At 67.7% G+C, this 16,477-nt stretch carries 15 protein-coding genes; 9 read left to right on the top strand and 6 right to left on the bottom strand.

The window, feature by feature from the left end; all coding sequences use genetic code 11:
• The 7 genes from LQV16_RS12750 to LQV16_RS12720 all read left to right on the top strand — a co-directional run bounded on the left by LQV16_RS12750 (position 1) and on the right by LQV16_RS12720 (position 6,072).
• Positions 1-366 (top strand): urease subunit beta, encoded by a 366-nt coding sequence (locus LQV16_RS12750; RefSeq protein WP_229994260.1) that lies wholly within the window; start codon positions 1-3, stop codon positions 364-366.
• Positions 363-2,141 (top strand): urease subunit alpha, encoded by a 1,779-nt coding sequence (ureC, locus tag LQV16_RS12745; protein WP_229994259.1) that lies wholly within the window; start codon positions 363-365, stop codon positions 2,139-2,141. The genes LQV16_RS12750 and ureC overlap by 4 nt, the downstream gene beginning before the upstream one ends.
• A gap of 19 nt (positions 2,142-2,160) precedes the next feature.
• Positions 2,161-2,643, top strand: a complete 483-nt coding sequence (ureE, locus tag LQV16_RS12740; protein ID WP_229994258.1) for an urease accessory protein UreE — start codon at positions 2,161-2,163, stop codon at positions 2,641-2,643.
• Positions 2,624-3,313, top strand: a complete 690-nt coding sequence (locus LQV16_RS12735) for an urease accessory protein UreF (RefSeq protein ID WP_229994257.1) — start codon at positions 2,624-2,626, stop codon at positions 3,311-3,313. The genes ureE and LQV16_RS12735 overlap by 20 nt, the downstream gene beginning before the upstream one ends.
• A gap of 46 nt (positions 3,314-3,359) precedes the next feature.
• Positions 3,360-3,977 (top strand): urease accessory protein UreG, encoded by a 618-nt coding sequence (ureG, locus tag LQV16_RS12730; RefSeq protein ID WP_229994256.1) that lies wholly within the window; start codon positions 3,360-3,362, stop codon positions 3,975-3,977.
• A 200-nt stretch (positions 3,978-4,177) separates the two neighbouring features.
• Positions 4,178-5,008: an urease accessory protein UreD gene (locus tag LQV16_RS12725; protein ID WP_290369372.1), complete on the top strand. Its 831-nt coding sequence runs from the start codon at positions 4,178-4,180 to the stop codon at positions 5,006-5,008.
• A gap of 17 nt (positions 5,009-5,025) precedes the next feature.
• Entirely contained in the window at positions 5,026-6,072 is a 1,047-nt protein-coding gene (locus LQV16_RS12720) for a nickel transporter (RefSeq protein WP_229994285.1), read from the top strand.
• Between the two features lie 20 nt (positions 6,073-6,092).
• On the opposite strand, the gene galK is transcribed toward LQV16_RS12720, so the two are convergent.
• From galK to LQV16_RS12690, 6 genes are all read right to left on the bottom strand, one after another.
• The gene (gene galK / locus LQV16_RS12715; protein WP_229994254.1) at positions 6,093-7,265 is read right to left on the bottom strand and encodes a galactokinase; all 1,173 of its coding nucleotides are present in this window, start codon (positions 7,263-7,265) and stop codon (positions 6,093-6,095) included.
• Complete coding sequence (gene galT / locus LQV16_RS12710) at positions 7,262-8,362, bottom strand: galactose-1-phosphate uridylyltransferase (RefSeq protein WP_229994284.1); 1,101 nt, start codon at positions 8,360-8,362, stop codon at positions 7,262-7,264. The genes galK and galT overlap by 4 nt, the downstream gene beginning before the upstream one ends.
• A gap of 69 nt (positions 8,363-8,431) precedes the next feature.
• Positions 8,432-10,597 carry an alpha-galactosidase gene (locus LQV16_RS12705; protein ID WP_229994253.1) on the bottom strand — a complete coding sequence of 722 codons (2,166 nt, stop codon included), beginning with the start codon at positions 10,595-10,597 and terminating at the stop codon, positions 8,432-8,434.
• A gap of 106 nt (positions 10,598-10,703) precedes the next feature.
• Positions 10,704-12,044 (bottom strand): sugar ABC transporter substrate-binding protein, encoded by a 1,341-nt coding sequence (locus LQV16_RS12700; RefSeq protein ID WP_229994252.1) that lies wholly within the window; start codon positions 12,042-12,044, stop codon positions 10,704-10,706.
• A 71-nt stretch (positions 12,045-12,115) separates the two neighbouring features.
• A complete protein-coding gene (locus tag LQV16_RS12695) occupies positions 12,116-13,048 on the bottom strand; it encodes a carbohydrate ABC transporter permease (protein WP_229994251.1) in 933 nt (310 codons plus the stop codon).
• 12 nt (positions 13,049-13,060) lie between these two features.
• Complete coding sequence (locus tag LQV16_RS12690) at positions 13,061-14,017, bottom strand: sugar ABC transporter permease (RefSeq protein ID WP_229994250.1); 957 nt, start codon at positions 14,015-14,017, stop codon at positions 13,061-13,063.
• 170 nt (positions 14,018-14,187) lie between these two features.
• Between LQV16_RS12690 and LQV16_RS12685 the strand changes: the two genes are divergently transcribed.
• Positions 14,188-15,438, top strand: coding sequence for a Gfo/Idh/MocA family oxidoreductase (locus tag LQV16_RS12685; RefSeq protein ID WP_229994249.1), 1,251 nt, complete (start codon positions 14,188-14,190; stop codon positions 15,436-15,438).
• A gap of 1 nt (position 15,439) precedes the next feature.
• Positions 15,440-16,477 (top strand): LacI family DNA-binding transcriptional regulator (locus LQV16_RS12680; protein ID WP_229994248.1); only part of this gene is annotated, 1,038 nt, incomplete at its 3' end.

Raw genomic sequence — 16,477 nt, 5'->3', positions numbered from 1 at the left:
ATGATTCCGGGAGAATACGTTCTCAGCGCCACGGCGCTGGTGATCAACGCCGGCCGCGAGGCGGTGACCGTCGCCGTGACCAACACCGGTGACCGCCCCGTCCAGGTGGGCTCGCACTATCACTTTGCCGAAGCGAATCCGGCGCTGCATTTTGACCGGCAAGCCGCCTACGGCCGGCGCCTGGACATTCCCGCCGGCACCGCCGCACGGTTCGAACCGGGGGACAGCAGGACTGTCCGGCTGATTGAACTCGCGGGCAGCCGTGAAGTGCACGGCCTCAGCAACGCTGTCAACGGCGCCCTCCACAAGACCGGACTCCATGTTTCCGAACTCCACGTTTCCGAACGGATAGGTGACGCACCGTGACTTTCGAGTTGTCCCGCAGGCAATACGCGGACCTCTACGGCCCGACGACCGGCGACGCGATCCGCCTGGCCGACACCGATCTGTTCCTTGAGATCGAGAAAGACCTCACCGTCTACGGCGAGGAAGTGGTGTTCGGCGGCGGCAAGGTGATCCGCGACGGCATGGGCCAGAACGGCCAGTTGACCAGGGACGGTGACGTCCAGGGGGGAACCATCCCGGACACCGTGATCACCAACGTGGTGGTGCTGGACTACACCGGCATCTACAAGGCCGACGTCGCGATCCGGGACGGCCACATCTTCCGGATCGGCAAGGCCGGCAACCCGCAGATCACCGACGGCGTGGACATCGTGATTGGCGCGAGCACCGAGATCATTGCCGGCGAGCGGAAAATCCTGACGGCCGGCGGGGTGGACTCCCACATCCATTTCATCTCCCCGGACCAGGTTCCCGCGGCCCTGTGCAGCGGGGTGACCACCATGGTGGGCGGTGGCACCGGTCCCGCCGAAGGCACCAAGGCCACCACCGTCACGCCCGGAAAATGGCACATCCAGCGGATGCTGCAGGCTGCCGAAGGGCTCCCGATCAACATCGGCCTGTTCGGCAAGGGGCACGCGTCCGCCGTCGAGCCTCTGGCCGAGCAGATCCGCGCCGGCGCGATCGGGCTGAAAGTCCACGAGGACTGGGGTTCGACCACGTCCTCCATCGACACCGCGCTACAGGTCGCAGATCAATACGACGTCCAGGTGGCCCTCCACACCGACACCCTGAACGAGTGCGGCTTCGTGGAGGACACCATCCGGGCCATCGGCGGCCGCGTGATCCACACCTTCCACACCGAGGGCGCCGGCGGCGGGCACGCCCCGGACCTCATCAAGATCGCGGGGCTGCCCAACGTCCTGCCGGCATCCACCAATCCCACCCTGCCGTACACGCGGAACACGATCGAAGAGCACCTGGACATGCTCCTGGTCTGCCACCACCTGAACCCGGACATCCCGGAGGACGTGGCGTTCGCGGACTCCCGCATCCGCGCCGAGACTATCGCCGCCGAGGACGTCCTGCAGGACCTGGGCATCTTCGCGATCACGTCCTCGGACTCCCAGGCCATGGGCCGGGTGGGCGAAGTGATCATCCGCACCTGGCAGGTGGCCGACAAGATGAAGAAACAGCGCGGCGTGCTCAAGGACCCCGACGGCTCAGGCGACACCGCAGCCGGTGTGCACGGCGCCGCTGCGGGTCTGGGGGCGGAGAGCGACAACTTCAGGATCAAGCGCTACGTGGCGAAGTACACCATCAACCCGGCCATCGCGCAGGGCATGGCCGACTCGATCGGTTCGGTGGAGGTCGGAAAGTTTGCCGACCTGGTGCTCTGGGACCCGGCATTCTTCGGGGTGAAGCCGGAGCTGGTGCTCAAGGGCGGCCAGATTGCCTACGCCCTCATGGGGGACGCCAACGCCTCGATTCCCACCCCGCAGCCGCGGACCATGCGCCCGATGTTCGCCGCCTACGGCAAGGCGCTGCAGCAGTCCTCTATCACCTTCCTCTCCCAGGCCGCCATCGACGCCGGGGTTCCGGCGGAGCTCGGACTGGAGAAAGTCATCCGGCCGGTGTCCGGCATCCGCAGCCTCACCAAGGCGGACCTCAAGTTCAACGGCGCCACCCCGGATATCGAGGTGGACCCGGAAACGTATCAGGTGACGGTCGACGGCGAGGACGTCACGTGCGAACCGTCGGACGTCCTGGCCATGGCGCAGCGCTACTTCCTTTTCTAGGCTTCCAGAGGAGACGACCATGATCATTGAAAAGGTCCTCGGCAACACCCACGACCTCCCTCCCGGCCCGGACCCGTATATAGGGCTTCACCGGGAAAAAGTGGTGCTGCCCAGCGCCCAGCTGGTCAAGCGCATCCAGCGCGTCACCACCGACCACGGGAAGGAACTCGGCATCCGCCTCCCCACCGGTTCCGGGGACCTGCGCGACGGCGACATCCTGCACGTGGCCGGAACCAACATGATCGTGGTGTCGGTGCTGCCTACAGATGTCCTGGTGATCGCCCCGCGCTCCATCCATGAGATGGGCGTGGTGGCGCATTCCCTGGGCAACCGCCACTTGCAGGCCCAGTTTTTCGACGCGTCCTCGGAGTATGGGGCAGAGGTGATGGTCTGCCAGTACGACCACACCGTCGAGGACTACCTGAAACACGTCGGAGCGCCCTACGACCGCCAGGAGCGCGTGATGCCCGTCCCCTTCCGCCATGCCGAACACAGCCACTAGTTCCGCGTCCTACCAGTTGGCCTTGCAGCAGCTGACGGATTCTGCGCTGCCTACCGGGGCGTTTGCTCACTCGCTTGGGTTTGAGACTTATATTGAGCGCGGGCTGGTGCGGGATGAAGCTAGCTTTTGGGTGTGGCTGGCTGCGTTCATTTCGCAGCAGCTCACCTACTCGGATGCTCTGGCCATCCGGTTCCTGTATGAGGGTGTTTCTGTTGCCGAACTCGATGCGTTGATGACTGCTCAGCTCCTTCCGCGGCAGCTGCGCGAGGCCAGCATCAAGATGGGGAACCGGCTGCTGGAGATCGGGGCCGAGATTTTTCCGTCCCCTGCACTGGCCGAGTACCGGGAACTGGTGACTTCCGGCCGTGCCGCCGGACACCAGCCGTTGGCGTTTGCTGTGATCGCCCGATCCCTGGCTGTCCCGCTCGGCGATGCCTTGGGCGCGTACTTGTTCGCTACGGTCACGTCGTTGACTCAGAACGCGGTGCGGGCAATTCCGCTGGGGCAGAACGCCGGCCAGCGGCTCCTGCGGAAGGCGGCCGACGACGTCGCGGCCGCGGCCGAGCGCGCCGGCCACCTCACGCCTGACGACTTTGGGGCCGTCAGCCCCGGACTCGAAATTTCGCAGATGCGGCACGAACGCCAGCGCGCCCGCATGTTCATGAGCTAACTGATCTGTACGCAAAATGCTTCAAGAAATATGTCTGGAGAAGAATATGTCTGAGCCCGTCAAGATCGGCATCGGCGGCCCGGTGGGTGCTGGCAAGACCCAGTTGGTGGAGCGCCTCACCCGCCACATGAGCCGGGACATCTCCATGGCGGCCATCACCAACGACATCTACACGATCGAGGACGCCAAGATCCTCGCCGCCAACGGGATCCTCCCGCTGGACCGGATCATCGGCGTCGAAACCGGCGGCTGCCCGCACACCGCCATCCGCGAGGACACCTCCATGAACACGGCGGCCATCGAGGAGCTGAAGAAGCGGCACCCGGATCTGCAGGTGATCTTTGTGGAATCCGGCGGCGATAACCTCTCCGCCACCTTCAGCCCCGAACTGGTGGACTTCTCCATCTACATCATCGACGTGGCCCAGGGCGAGAAAATCCCGCGCAAGGGCGGCCAGGGCATGATCAAGTCCGACCTCTTCATCATCAACAAAACCGACCTCGCGCCGCACGTGGGCGCGGACCTCTCCGTCATGGAACGGGACTCTCGCGAATTCAGGGGCGAGAAGCCGTTCTGCTTCACGAACCTCAAGACCGACGAAGGGCTGGAGCGCGTCATCGAATGGGTGCGGCGCGACGTCCTGATGCTCGACCTGGCGTCATGAGCGCACTGGGGCTGAATCCTGGCGAGCTGATCGCTGAGGCGGCGAGGCCGGATTTTGGGGCCGCGGCGTGGTGGGCACCGCGGGGGGCCCACTACCGCGAGGGCCCCGGCTCGAGCTTGCGAGAGTTGGGAGCGGTTGGAGACGGGCACGGCCCCAACTCCGGTGAAGCCGCCGGAGCCAACCAGAGCGTCCGGGAACCGATGGGGGAGCTCGAACTCGTCGTCACTGAACGTGCGGGAAAGTCTGTGGCGTCGCATCAGTTCCATCGGGGGGCCTTGAGGGTTTTGCGGCCGCACTACTTGGATGACTCCGGGCAGGTTTGTTATGTCATTGTGAATCCGGGTGGGGCCTATTTGGGGGCTGATCTTTATGTGATTGATGTGGAGGTGGCGGACGGGGCGGAGTTGCTGCTCGCTACGCAGTCGGCCACCAAGATCTACCGGACTCCTGGATCCTTCGCCGAGCAGCGGATGAGGCTGCGGCTTGGGGAGGGGGCGCGGTTGGAGTTCGCCCCGGACCAGGTGATCGCCTACCGGGAGGCCAGCTACCGACAGAATACCCGCGTGACGGTGCGGCCGTCGTCGAGCCTGATCATGGCCGAAATTATCACCCCGGGGTGGTCGCCGGACGGCGACTCGTTCCGGTACGAGGAGCTGCGGTTGCGGACCGAGATACGGGTCGAGTCCGGGGGCGCGGCCGGGCTGCTGGCCCTGGACAACGTGCTCCTCCGCCCGTCCCTGGGCGATGTCACCGGTATGGCGTTCATGGAGGGCTTCAGCCATCTGGGGTCGCTGATCGTGGTGGACCCGCGCGTGGACCAGGCCCTCGCCGACGAACTCCACGAGATCACGGCGGGGTTCGGCGCCCACACCGGCATTTCGCTCACGGCCGCCGTGCTGGGAACGGCCGGGCTGGTGCTGAGATCGCTCTCCAACAGCACGGAGGAACTCCAGCGCGTTGCTGGAGCCGCCACGGCCCTGCTGCGCAAACGCTGGTACGGCCAGGATCCGCTGGATCTGAGGAAGTACTGATGGCCGCGATCGGGCAGATGACGGCGCTGTACCGGCTCTACCGCCGGCGGGCGCACCTGCCGCTGAGGACTCGGCTGCTGGTGACCTTCGGCGCGGTGGCCGCACTGCACGCCGCCGCCGTCGTGCTCCTGGTGGCCGGTGCGGCCGGGGGCGGACCGCCGCTGGGGATCGGACTGGTCCTGACGGCCTACCTGGCGGGGGTGAAACACAGCTACGACTGGGACCACCTCGCCGCGATCGATAACTCCACCCGGAAGTTCGCGGCCCAGCACCGCGATCCAGTCAGCGTGGGCTTCGCCTTCAGCCTGGGCCACAGTTCCGTGGTGGTCCTGGCCGGGGTGCTCGTGGTGGCGGGAGCCTCGCTGGTGGAGAATTTCATGGTGGAGGGGACTGCCGGGAACCTGCTGCTGGGGCTGGTCGGCAGCGGGATATCGGGGCTGTTCCTGCTGGCCATGGGCGCCTTCAACGGCTCCGCCTTCCTCCGGACACTCAAGGTGTACCGCGGTGCGCGCAATGGTGCCGCGATCTCCCACGAGGACCTTGCCGCGAAGGGCTTCGTGACCCGGCTGCTCGCGCGTCCGCTGGCCCGGGTCCAACATCCCAGGAACATCTACGTGATCGGATTCCTCTTCGGGCTGGGTTTCGATACCGCCACCACCATCGGGCTGCTGGTCATGGCGACGGCGGCTTCCCTGGCCGGCGTTTCCCCGCTCGCGCTGCTGGCCCTTCCGCTGGCCTTCGCGGCCGCCATGACGCTGTGCGACACCATCAACGGCGTGGCCATGATGCGGATGTACCGTTCGGCCCTGACGGATCCGCGGCGCAAACTTGGCTTCAATGCCGTTATTACGGGCATTTCTGCTGTTTCCGCCCTCTTCATTGCGGTCATCACCCTGGCCGGTGCCCTTCACCAGGTGTTCGGGCTTGGCGACCCGCTGACCAGTTGGCTCGGGTCCGTGGACCTGGGCGACGCCGGGCTGCTGTTGGTGGCACTGCTGATGTCCGCCTGGGCCGCGGCCGCGCTGCACGGGCGGACATCCTCACGCGCCGGCTACGGACGTTGACCACCCGGCCGCCGGGCTGATCACAGCCGCCGCGCCCCCTCTGCCGGCAGGACGGCGAAGACGTCCGGTGCCGGCAGCCCACGGGCGGCGAAGCCGGCAAGGACCGCGGACCGGGCCCGATCGGCGTCGTTGACCGGAACCAGGGCGATGGCCGAGCCGCCGAACCCGCCGCCGGTCATCCGGGCCCCGATGGCCCCGTTGGTGCGGGCGGCGTCAACGGCCAGGTTCAGTTCCGGGCAGGAGATCTCGAAGTCGTCCCGCATGGAGCGGTGGCTGGCGTCCAGGAGTTCCCCGATGGCCAGCGGCCCAAGGGTCCCGAGCAGTTCCGCGGTCCGGGCGACCCGTGCGTTCTCGGTGACGATGTGCCGGACCCGGCGGAACGTCTTCTCGTCGAGGATCCGCTCGGCACTGGGCAGATCGGCGGCGCCGAGGTCGCGAAGGGTGCCCACGCCCATGGCCCGGGCGCCCCGGACGCAGGAGGCCCGGCGCTCGGCATACCCGCCGCTGGCGTGGGCGTGCGAGACCTTGGTGTCGATGACCAGGCAGAGAAGCCCGGCTTCCTCCAGGCCGAGCGGTACCGGGCGGGAGCTGAGGTCACGGCAGTCCAGGTAGACGGCGCAATCCTTGGTGCCGAGCATCGAGGCAGACTGGTCCATAATGCCGGTGGGTGCGCCGACGACGTTGTTCTCGGCACGCCGCCCTATATCCGCCAATTCGGCGCGGCCCAGGCCGGCTCCGGTGAGATCGGACAGGGCCAGGGCGACGGCGCACTCCAGGGCTGCGGAGGAGGACAGCCCGGCCCCTACTGGTACATCGGAGGACACAAACAGGTCAAAGCCCGGCACCGTGACCCCGGCGCGTTCCAGCTCCCAGGCCACGCCGGCCGGATAAGCGGACCAGCCCGCAGCCTGGTCCGGGGTGAACGTGTCGAGATCGAATTCTGCGGGTTCAGCGTCCGGGAACCCGGAAGCCAGGCGCACGGTGCGGTCGTCCCGGGCTGCCACGGCCACGGTGGTGCTGCGGTTGATGGCGAAAGGCAGGACGAGTCCCTCGTTGTAGTCCGTGTGCTCGCCGATCAGGTTGACCCGTCCCGGTGCCTGCCATACGCCGTCGGGGTGCCGGCCGAAGAGGCCGGCGAAGGCGCCGGCCAGCGCGTCCGCCGGGCCCGTTCTTGTGGTGTCGGTGGTGGTCATCGTGCTCCCGTTCTGGCGTCCCGGAGCCGGGCGGCGACCTCTTCGGGCGTGGTGTCGTTGATGAAGGCGCCCATGGCGGCCTCGGAGCCGGCGAGGAACTTGAGTTTGTCTGCGGCCCGCCGGGGCGAGGTGAGCTGCAGGTGCAGGTAGCCGGACCGGCGCAGCACCGGGTCAAGGGGGGCCTGGTGCCAGGCGCTGATATACGGCGTCGGGCTGCCGTACAGGGCGTCCAGCCGGCCCAGGAGCTCCGGGTACAGGACGGCGAGCTCGTCGCGTTCGGCGCCGTTCAAGGCCGCCAGGTCAGGAACCTGGCGGTGCGGGACGAGATGGATTTCCAGCGGCCAGCGCGCCGCGAACGGCACGTAGGCGCTGAAGAACTCGCCCTCCACCACCATCCGGGCGCCGTCGGCCCGTTCGCTGGCCACAATGCTTCCGGTCAGGGTGGCCGTCCCTCCCGCTGCCTCATGGAACCGGCCGGCGGCCGCGGCCATCACGGCGGCCCGGGGCGTGACATAGGGGTAGGCGTAGATCTGGCCGTGCGGGTGGTGCAGTGTCACGCCGATGTCCTGGCCGCGGTTCTCGAAGCAGAACACCTGCGCCACGCCGGGCAGGGCGCTCAGTGCCTCGGTCCGGTGGGCCCAGGCGTCGATCACCGTGCGCACGCGCCGGGTGCTGAGGGCGGCGAACGTTCCCGTGTGCTCGGGCGTGAAGGCCACGACCTCGCACCGGCCGCCGGCGAGCCCGCGGCTTCCCCAGCCCGGCGCTGCCGGGGCCGCGGCGAAATCCGGGCCGAGCGACGGGAAGCGGTTTTCAAACACGGCGACGTCGTAATCCGCGGCCGGGATCTCCGACGGCCGCGCGTCCGTGCTCGGGCACAGCGGGCATTCGTCCGCCGGCGGAAGGTGCGTCCGGTGTTGCCGGTGCGCGGCGACCGCCACCCAGTCCCCGGTCAGCGCGTCGTAGCGGATTTCCCCTGACGGGCCGCGTTCGGGTAGTTCGCGGCGGTCCCTGGAGGGGCGCTGCCGGGGATGGGTGGTGTCGTCGAAATACAGGAGCTCGCGCCCGTCGGCGAGGCGTGTGCTGGTGACCGCGGACAACGACGCCGGGGCGTCGCTGCGGCTGATGATGCTGGTCATGGGGTTCCTTCAGGGGTGGGGACCGGGCGGTCAGAGGGCCTGGACGTGCAGGAGCAGGGCGTGCTCCGGGTTCAGGACGGGAAGGGGCAGGCCGACGTGCTGGAGGAAGGCGCCGGACGCGACGGCGCCGTCTTCGAGCCAGGCCGGCGGCTGGATCTGAGAGAAGGAGTGCGCGTAGTCGCCGTCGAGGGGTGTCGGCAGTTCGGCCCGGACACGGTAGGTCCGCTTCGGGTCAAGGCCCGGCAGCGAGGCCTGCCCGGGGACCTCAGCCGGAGAGGATGCGAGGGACACGGCAGCGAACAGGGCCTCGCCGGCGTCGTGCGCAACCACACCGTGGACACTCAGGGTGGGCTCGGCGGTGTCCGCGTTTACCCGCTTGCCGGAGTGGATCAGGGCGCGGTGGCGCTTGTACAGCGCAATCACGCGGCGCAGCGTGGCGCGCTCCTCGCTCGTGGCCGCGCGGATGTCCCACTCCATGCCGAAGTGGCCAAAGAGTGCGGTGATGGCGCGGAAGGAGATGTCGTGGGTGCGGGCCGTGGTGTGCGAGGTGGTCGGGCCGATATGCGCTCCGACGAGTTCCGGAGGCAGAATCGCCTGGGTCCAGCGCTGGATGGTCTGGCGTTCCAAGGCGTCGTTGCAGTCCGAGGCCCACACGCGGTCGGTGCGCTGCAGGATGCCGAGGTCCACGCGGGCCCCGCCGGAGGAGCAGCTTTCGATCTCCACGTCCGGGTGTGCTGCCTTGAGCGCGTCGAAGAGGCGGTAGGCGGCCAGCGTTTGTTCGTGGACGGACGGGCGGCCGCCGCGGCCGTGCTCGGTGAGGTCGCGGTTCTGGTCCCACTTGAGGTAGGCGATGGTGTTTTCGCGCAGCAGGGCGTCGAGGCGGTCGTAGATGTACTGCCAGGCCTCCGGATTGGCGAGGTCCAGGACGTGCTGGTGGCGCCAGGTGTGCGCGAGCCGGCCGCCGTCCTTGTACGAAAGCGTCGACGGGCCCACGATCCAGTCCGGGTGTTCGCGCGCGACATCGGAGTCCAGGTTGACCATCTCCGGCTCCACCCACAGGCCGAATTCCATGCCGTGGCCGGTGACGGCGTCGATCAGCGGGGTGAGGCCGTCGGGCCACAGGCCCTCGTCTACGTACCAGTCGCCGAGGCCCGCGTGGTCGTCGCGGCGGCCGCGGAACCAGCCGTCGTCGAGGACGAAGCGTTCCACGCCGAGCCCGGCGGCCGATTCGGCGAGTTCCAGCAGGGGTTCGAGGCGATGGTCAAAGTACACGGCCTCCCACGTGTTGAGCACCACCGGGCGGACCCGCCCGGACGTGGTGTCCACGTGCTGCGGCCGGGCCCGGAACCAGTCGTAGAAGGCCTCGGTGATGCCGTCCAGGCCGCGCCCGGAGTAGGCGGCAAAGAGCGACGGCGTCCGGTAGCTGCCGCCGGGGGGGAGCACCACTTCGCCGGAGCCGAGCAGCTCCGCGGCGCCGAGCATGCGCCGGCCGTCGGCGAGGCTGTCGAGGTACTGCTCGTGGTTGCCGCTCCAGCCGAAATGCGTGGCCCAGACCTGGCCCCGGCGGTTGGAGAAGCCGGCGGACCCGGCAGCCACCAGCAGCGAGGAATCGTGGCCGGTCCGGCCGTGCCGGCCGGTGCGGACCCAGGTTCCCTGCTGGACGGCGTGCCGCTGCGGGTGGTTTTCGCGGCACCAGCGGCCGGTGAGGTCGAGCAGTTCCGTGGCGTCCCGCGGCACCGGCAGCACCGCGGCCAGTTCCTCGAGCTGGTACTCGGCCGTGCCGCTGTTGGTCAGCGTGTGCGCCAGCTCCAGGAGGCCGCCGGGGTGAAGGGTGAGCTCGGAACTGATTTCCAGTCCGGCCTCGGAATCCCGGTGGATGATCAGTACCCCGTGCCCGCCCTCCTGCATCTGGGCGGACACCACCCGCAGGGCCGGCGAGAAGTCCTGGCCGGGTCCGCCGTCGGCGTTCCGGTGCCCGCGCAGGCCCGGCCGTCCGGCCCAGCCGGAGGAGGCCTGCGGGAGCAGCCCGGCGGTGACGGGGATGTCGAGGGCGGAGTGGGGGACGGGCCCGCGGAGGACCGCCAGGTCGGGGAGGTGTTCGCCGAGGTCGGCGCCCCAGTGGACGATCTCGGCCTCGCCGGAGTCGAAGGCCAGCAGGAGGCTGGTGCCGGCAGAACGCAGGTGCACGGGGTGCATGGGATTCGCTTTCAGTTGTGCGGAAGTCAGGTGCTGGTGCGCGGGATCCGGCTCGGGATCCCGCGCACCGGGCGCCGCCGTTACTGGCGGCTATGGCCTCAGAGGCTTACTTGAAGAGGGCGTTGACCTGGTTGTTGGCCTCGGTGAGGGAGCTGGCAGGCTTCTTGCCGGAGAGGACGGCGTCCATGGCCGGCTTCATGATGCCGTCCACCTTGGCTGCCTTATCCGCGATCGGGAACAGGAACGTGGTTCCTTCCTTGACGTGGGTGGTGAAGGCGGAGACGTCGGTGCCCTTGGCCTTGAATGCTTCGGCTGCCTTCTCGGAGGAGCTGGTGAGAGCCGGGAACACGACGCCCTTGGAGGCTACGACGTCCTGGCAGGCGGTGGAGGCGAGGTATTCGACCCACTTGACTGAGGCGGCCGGGTTCTTGCTGCCGGCCCAGACGGAGTCGGCCAGGCCGTTGAACATGCTGGCGCGCTTGCCCTCGGGGCCCTTCGGGGTGGGGGCGAACGCGGTCTTCACGCCCTTGTAGCTCTTGTACTGGCCGATCAGCCAGTCACCGGTGGTGTTGATGGCAGCCTTGCCGGCGCCGAAGTTGTCCGCCAGGCTGGCGCCGACGGTGGTTTCGAGCTTGGGCATGTAGCCCTTTTCTACGAGTCCGGCCCACCAGGCGATGGTTTCCTGGAACTTGGGGTCGTCGTAGTTGAACTTGGTGCCCCAGGGGTTCTTGTCCGTGGCGCTCCAGCCGGTGGTGGCGCTGAGGAAGCTCCACTCGGTCTGGCCCTGCCCGGAGCCGCTGCCGGCGAGACCGAGGCCGTAGACGGCCACGTTGTTCTTGTCGAAACCTGCCGCGTCGCCGCGCACGCCGTTCTTGTCCACGGTCAGGTGCGCGATTGCCTTCTCGTAGCTGCCGCCGTCCTGCGGGTTCCAGTCCAGGTTGGCCATCTGCTCGGCGGTCAGGCCCGCGGAGTCCGTCATGGCCGTGTTGTAGAAGAGGCCCACGGTGTCCCAGTCCTTGGGCAGTCCGTAGCGCTTGCCGTCCTGGCCCACCCAGAGCTCGGGGAGTCCCTTGGTGTAGCTCTCCAGCTTGATGCCGTCCTTGGCCACTGCGTCGTCAAGGGAGAGCAGCTGCTTCTTCGCGGCGTACTCGGGGTACTTCGAGAGGTGGTTGGTGAAGACGTCGGGGGCAGTGCCGGCGACGAAGCCGTTGGTCAGCGTGGTCCAGTAGTCGTCCCAGCCGCGCTGGGTGATCTTGACCTTGATGTCCGGGTTGGCCTTGGTGAAATCGTCCGCACACTGCTGGTAGGCCGGGAGCTGGTTGGCGTCCCACAGCCAGTAGTTGATTTCGCCCTTGGCCTCGGTGGAGGCCGGGGCGGACCCGCCGCAGGCGGAGAGGGAGATTGCGATGGCTGCGGCGGCAGCGACGGCGCCGAGGGTCTTCTTCATGGTGGACCTTTCATGGAAGTGCTTCTTTGAGGGGAACGCTTGTTGACGGGGCAGTGCGTGTTGGGTCGGGGTTACTTGATGCCGGAGAAGCCGATGGAGTTGACCACCCGCTTGCCGAAGGCGATGAAGAGCAGCAGGACCGGCAGGGCCGCGATCAGTGTTGCGGCCATCAGGCCGGACCAGTCGGGGGCGCCCTGCGGGGACTGGGACTTGAAGACGCCCAGACCCACGGTGAGGACGCGGACACTTTCGTCCTGGCCCACCAGCAGCGGCCAGAAGTACTCGTTCCACTGGCCGATGAAAGTTAGCAGCGCCAGGGTGGCCAGCGGGGCCGCGGCGTTCGGGAGCACGATCTGGAAGAAGATCCGCACGTGCTTGGCGCCGTCGAGCATGGCGGCCTCTTCCACCTCGCGGGACATGGAGAGGAAGAACTGGCGCAGGAAGAAGATGGCGAAGGGGGTCATGAACAGGAACGGCAGGGCCAGACCGGCGAACGTGTTGAGCAGGCCGAGGTTCTTGATCATCAGGAAGTTGGGCAGGGCTGTGAAGATCGGCGGGACCATCATGGTGGCCAGGAACAGGCCGAACACCACGTTCCGGCCCGGCCAGCGGAGCCGGGAGAAGGCGTAGGCGGCCATCGCGCTGAAGAAGACCTGCCCGGCGGTGGTGACGGTGGCGAAGATGACGGAGTTGCGCAGGTACAGCCAGAAGTTGATGGCGGCGCCGGAGCCGCCCTCGGCGATGGCTTCCTCGGGGCTCTGCAGCCCCAGGACCCGCTTGAAGGCGCCGAGGCTGAAGTCGGCCGGCAGCAGGTTGCTGGCGTTCGAGGCCAGGGAGGCGTTGCTGGACAGTGCGGTGCGGAGCATCCAGAGGAACGGCGCGATCGTCACGACGACGGCGATGGCGACGAGGGTCCAGGCGCCGACGCGGCGCCAGTTAACCGGCTTCCTGGGAGCGGGAACGGTGGCGGAGGGCTTCTTGCGGGAAGGGGCGGAGGTAGTCATGGCTGGGGTTCCTTAGTCCAGATCCGATTCGTTGCCCTTGAGGAACTTCATCTGGACGAAGGCCACAAGAGCGAGAATGACGAAGAGAATGACGGACAGGGCCGAGGCGTAGCCGAAGTCGGATTCACCGAAGGCCTTCTGGTAGATGTACATCTGGATGACGCGGGAGGCATTGATCGGGCCGCCACCCGTGGTCACTGCCACGGTGTCGAAGACCTGGAAGGAGCCGATCACGGTGACCACCAGGACCAGCACCAGCACCGGGCGCAGGAGCGGCATCGTGATGCTCCAGAACGTCCGGGTCGGGGAGGCGCCGTCGAGCGAGGCGACCTCGTACACGTGGTTGGGGATGGACTGCAGGCCGGCGAAGATCAGCAGGGCCGTGTATCCCATGTGGCGCCAGACGTTGACGCCGGCGATGGTGGGGATGGCCCATTGCTCGCTGCCGAAGAAGGCGATGCGCGGCAGGCCCAGCCAGTTGATGACCTCGTTGACGATTCCCAGCTGGTAGTCGAGCATCCAGAACCACAGCAGCGCGACGATCACGTTGGCCACGAGGAAGGGCAGCAGCAGGGCGCCGCGGATAAGCGTGGACTTGGCGACGTTGTGCATCAGCAGGGCCAGTCCGAGCGCGATCACCGTCTGGAAGCCGATGTTCAATGCCACGTACTGGACCGTGACGGCCATGGCGTTCCAGAACAGATCGTCCGCGAAGATCGCGGTGTAGTTCTTGATCCCGATCCAGGTGGGATCCCCCAAGACGCTGTACTCGGTGAAGCTGAGGTAGACGCCGCGGATGCTCGGCACAAGGTAGAACGCCACGAAGCCGAGCAGGGCCGGGGCGATGAAGAGAAGGGCAACCTTCAGGTCGCTCCGGGGTCGGCGCCGGCGGCGGGGGGCAGCGTTGCCCGTTCCCGTGCCGGTCGCCTTGCGGGCCGGGGCGGCTCCGCGGGCAGTTGTGGTGGTCATTGGTGGTTCCTCCGCAGTTACGTGGATGCTGTGACGTGGATTACAACTGGGGATGAATCTACACGAGTAACTTTCCAATGCGCAACAGTTTCTTCCATGTTTCCGGGCTGGAAACTTCCGCTCATCATCAGCTATTGACTCGAGTAGAAGCTGGTGTGAAACTTGCGTGCATGACGTTCTCACTAGGCATCGTTGGCGCCGGACAATTCGCAGGCGCCTTCGCCAAACTCTTCGACGCCCACCCCGCCATTTCCGAAGTCCATGTCACCGACGTCCTGCCGGAACGGGCCGAGGCCCTCCGGGAGCGGCTGGGCCTGGCCGGGACCTATCCCAGCTTCGAGGCCATGCTCGACAGCGGCCTGGACGCCGTGGCGATCTTCACCCAGCGCTGGACGCACGGGCCCCTGGTGCTGCAGGCGCTCCGCGCGGGCAAGCACGTCTACTCGGCAGTACCGATGGCCATCAGTGAGGACGAGATCGCCCAGATCATCGACGCCGTCCGCGACACGGGCCTGACCTACATGATGGGCGAGACGAGCTACTACAACCCCGCCACGGTGTATGCCCGCAAGCGCAGGGCCGAAGGCGCATTTGGTCGCATTTTCTATGCCGAGGGCGACTACGTCCATGACATGGACCTTGGCTTCTACGAGGCCTACCAGTACAGCGGCGGGGAGGACTGGAAGCGCACCGCCAGCTACCCGCCCATGCTGTATCCGACCCACTCCACCGGCGGCGTACTGGGCGCAATCGGCGGCCATGCCGTCAGCGTCAGCTGCATTGGCGTCTCCGACGAGCGCGGCGACGGCGTGTTCGACAAGGACGTCAGCATGTTCGGCAACGACTTCTCCAATGCCACCGCGCTGTTCGAACTCTCAACCGGCGGGTCCATGCGCATCAACGAGATGCGCCGCGTCGGCTACCCCTCCCACCTGCGCGAAAGCCGCTTCCGGTACTTCGGCACGGACGCCAGCTTCGAGCAGCTGGCCACGGTCAGTGTGTGGCAGGACAAGGAGTCCGTGACCGACGTCAGCGCGGAACTGGCCACCGGGGCCACGCTCGCTGCCGACGATCCTTCGCTGGCCGGCGTCGCCCCGGCCCTGCGGGACGCCTTCACCTCCGGCATGGCACCCGTGCACGACGCCGGCAGGCTCCCCGCCGAGTTCCGCGGACTTCACAACGGGCACGAGGGAAGCCACCACTTCCTGGTGGACGACTTCGCCACAGCCGTCGCCACCGGAACGCTCCCGCCCGTCAACGCCTGGGAAGCCGCCCGCTACACCCTCCCGGGCATCGTGGCGCATGAATCCGCCCTCCGCGGCGGTGAGCGGTTGCCCGTGCCGGACCACGGCGACGCCCCGGCCAAGCTGCCCGCACAGGGACCCAACGAGGAAGGCTTTGCCGGGGAACTCCGGCGGTAGCATGGTCACTGTGCCACATTCGCCAGCCCCCGCCAGGCCCACGATCACCCGCAAAGACGTGGCCCGGCTGGCAGGTGTCAGCACCGCCGTCGTCAGTTATGTGGTGAACGATGGCCCCAAACGGGTCTCCCCGGCGACGGCCGCGAAAGTGCGTGAGGCCATCAGCGCCCTCGGGTACCGGCCGAACGCCGCGGCGAGGGCACTGAAACTGGGCTCGAGTGAAATGCTCGGCATGGTGGTCGCGGATACCACCAACCCCTTCTTCGCCGCCCTGGCCCACGCCGTGGAGGAAGCCGCAGCGGCGCGCGGCTACGCGCTGCTGCTGGCCAACTCGGGCGGATCAGCGGCCAACGAACGCCGCCAGGTCCGGAACCTCGCGAGCCGCCGCGTGGACGGCGTCTTCCTCTCCAGCGTGCTGTTCGAACCCGACCTGACAGAGCTTGAGCATTCGGAGATCCCTGCCGTGCTGCTGAACCACAGCAGCGAGGTGCCCGGCTTCAACTCTGTCGGCGTGGAACTGCAGGAAGGCTCCCGGCGCGCCGTTGAACACCTTGTGGGCCACGGGCACCGCAAGATCGCGCTGGTCATGGGCATGAACGTCGGCAATGATCTGGACGGGCGCGAGATCGGCTGGCAGCAGGGGCTCGCGGAGGCGGGGCTCCCGGAAGGGCCGATTGTGCGTTGCGACTTCGACCGCCAAGGCGGCTACCGGGCCGGGCAGCGGCTGCTCGCCGCCGCGGACCGGCCCACCGCGGTGTTTGTCAGCTCCGACCTGCAGGCTGTCGGCCTGCTGCGCGCAGTGCAGGAGGCCGGCCTGCGGATTCCCGAGGACCTGGCCGTCTTCTCCTTCGACGGCTCGGCCGAGGCGGAGTACAGCTGGCCACCGCTGAGCACCGTGGCACAGCCCGTGCAGGCGATGGCCGAGGCCGCCGTCGAGGCGCTCATCGACTCGGACGGCGTGTCTCCCACCCGGAACAGGACGTTCCCTGTGGACCTGGTCCTCCGGGCGTCGTGCGGCTGCGTGCCAGGGCCCGTGCCC

The organism is Arthrobacter sp. Bi26, assembly GCF_918697925.1.
In the GTDB taxonomy this organism is placed as follows: Bacteria; Actinomycetota; Actinomycetes; order Actinomycetales; family Micrococcaceae; genus Arthrobacter.
This window is presented reverse-complemented; position numbering and strand designations above follow the sequence as displayed.

What these genes read in the sequence shown, in the direction of transcription:
- ureG (WP_229994256.1), top strand. Translation starts at nt 3,360, where the DNA reads ATGTCTGAGCCCGTCAAGATCGGCATCGGCGGCCCGGTGGGTGCTGGC.
- galK (WP_229994254.1), bottom strand. Translation starts at nt 7,265, where the DNA reads ATGACCACCACCGACACCACAAGAACGGGCCCGGCGGACGCGCTGGCC.
- LQV16_RS12750 (WP_229994260.1), top strand. Translation starts at nt 1, where the DNA reads ATGATTCCGGGAGAATACGTTCTCAGCGCCACGGCGCTGGTGATCAAC.
- LQV16_RS12700 (WP_229994252.1), bottom strand. Translation starts at nt 12,044, where the DNA reads ATGAAGAAGACCCTCGGCGCCGTCGCTGCCGCCGCAGCCATCGCAATC.
- LQV16_RS12695 (WP_229994251.1), bottom strand. Translation starts at nt 13,048, where the DNA reads ATGACTACCTCCGCCCCTTCCCGCAAGAAGCCCTCCGCCACCGTTCCC.
- ureE (WP_229994258.1), top strand. Translation starts at nt 2,161, where the DNA reads ATGATCATTGAAAAGGTCCTCGGCAACACCCACGACCTCCCTCCCGGC.
- LQV16_RS12705 (WP_229994253.1), bottom strand. Translation starts at nt 10,597, where the DNA reads ATGCACCCCGTGCACCTGCGTTCTGCCGGCACCAGCCTCCTGCTGGCC.
- LQV16_RS12725 (WP_290369372.1), top strand. Translation starts at nt 4,178, where the DNA reads ATGGGGGAGCTCGAACTCGTCGTCACTGAACGTGCGGGAAAGTCTGTG.
- LQV16_RS12685 (WP_229994249.1), top strand. Translation starts at nt 14,188, where the DNA reads ATGACGTTCTCACTAGGCATCGTTGGCGCCGGACAATTCGCAGGCGCC.
- LQV16_RS12735 (WP_229994257.1), top strand. Translation starts at nt 2,624, where the DNA reads ATGCCGAACACAGCCACTAGTTCCGCGTCCTACCAGTTGGCCTTGCAG.
- LQV16_RS12720 (WP_229994285.1), top strand. Translation starts at nt 5,026, where the DNA reads ATGACGGCGCTGTACCGGCTCTACCGCCGGCGGGCGCACCTGCCGCTG.
- LQV16_RS12690 (WP_229994250.1), bottom strand. Translation starts at nt 14,017, where the DNA reads ATGACCACCACAACTGCCCGCGGAGCCGCCCCGGCCCGCAAGGCGACC.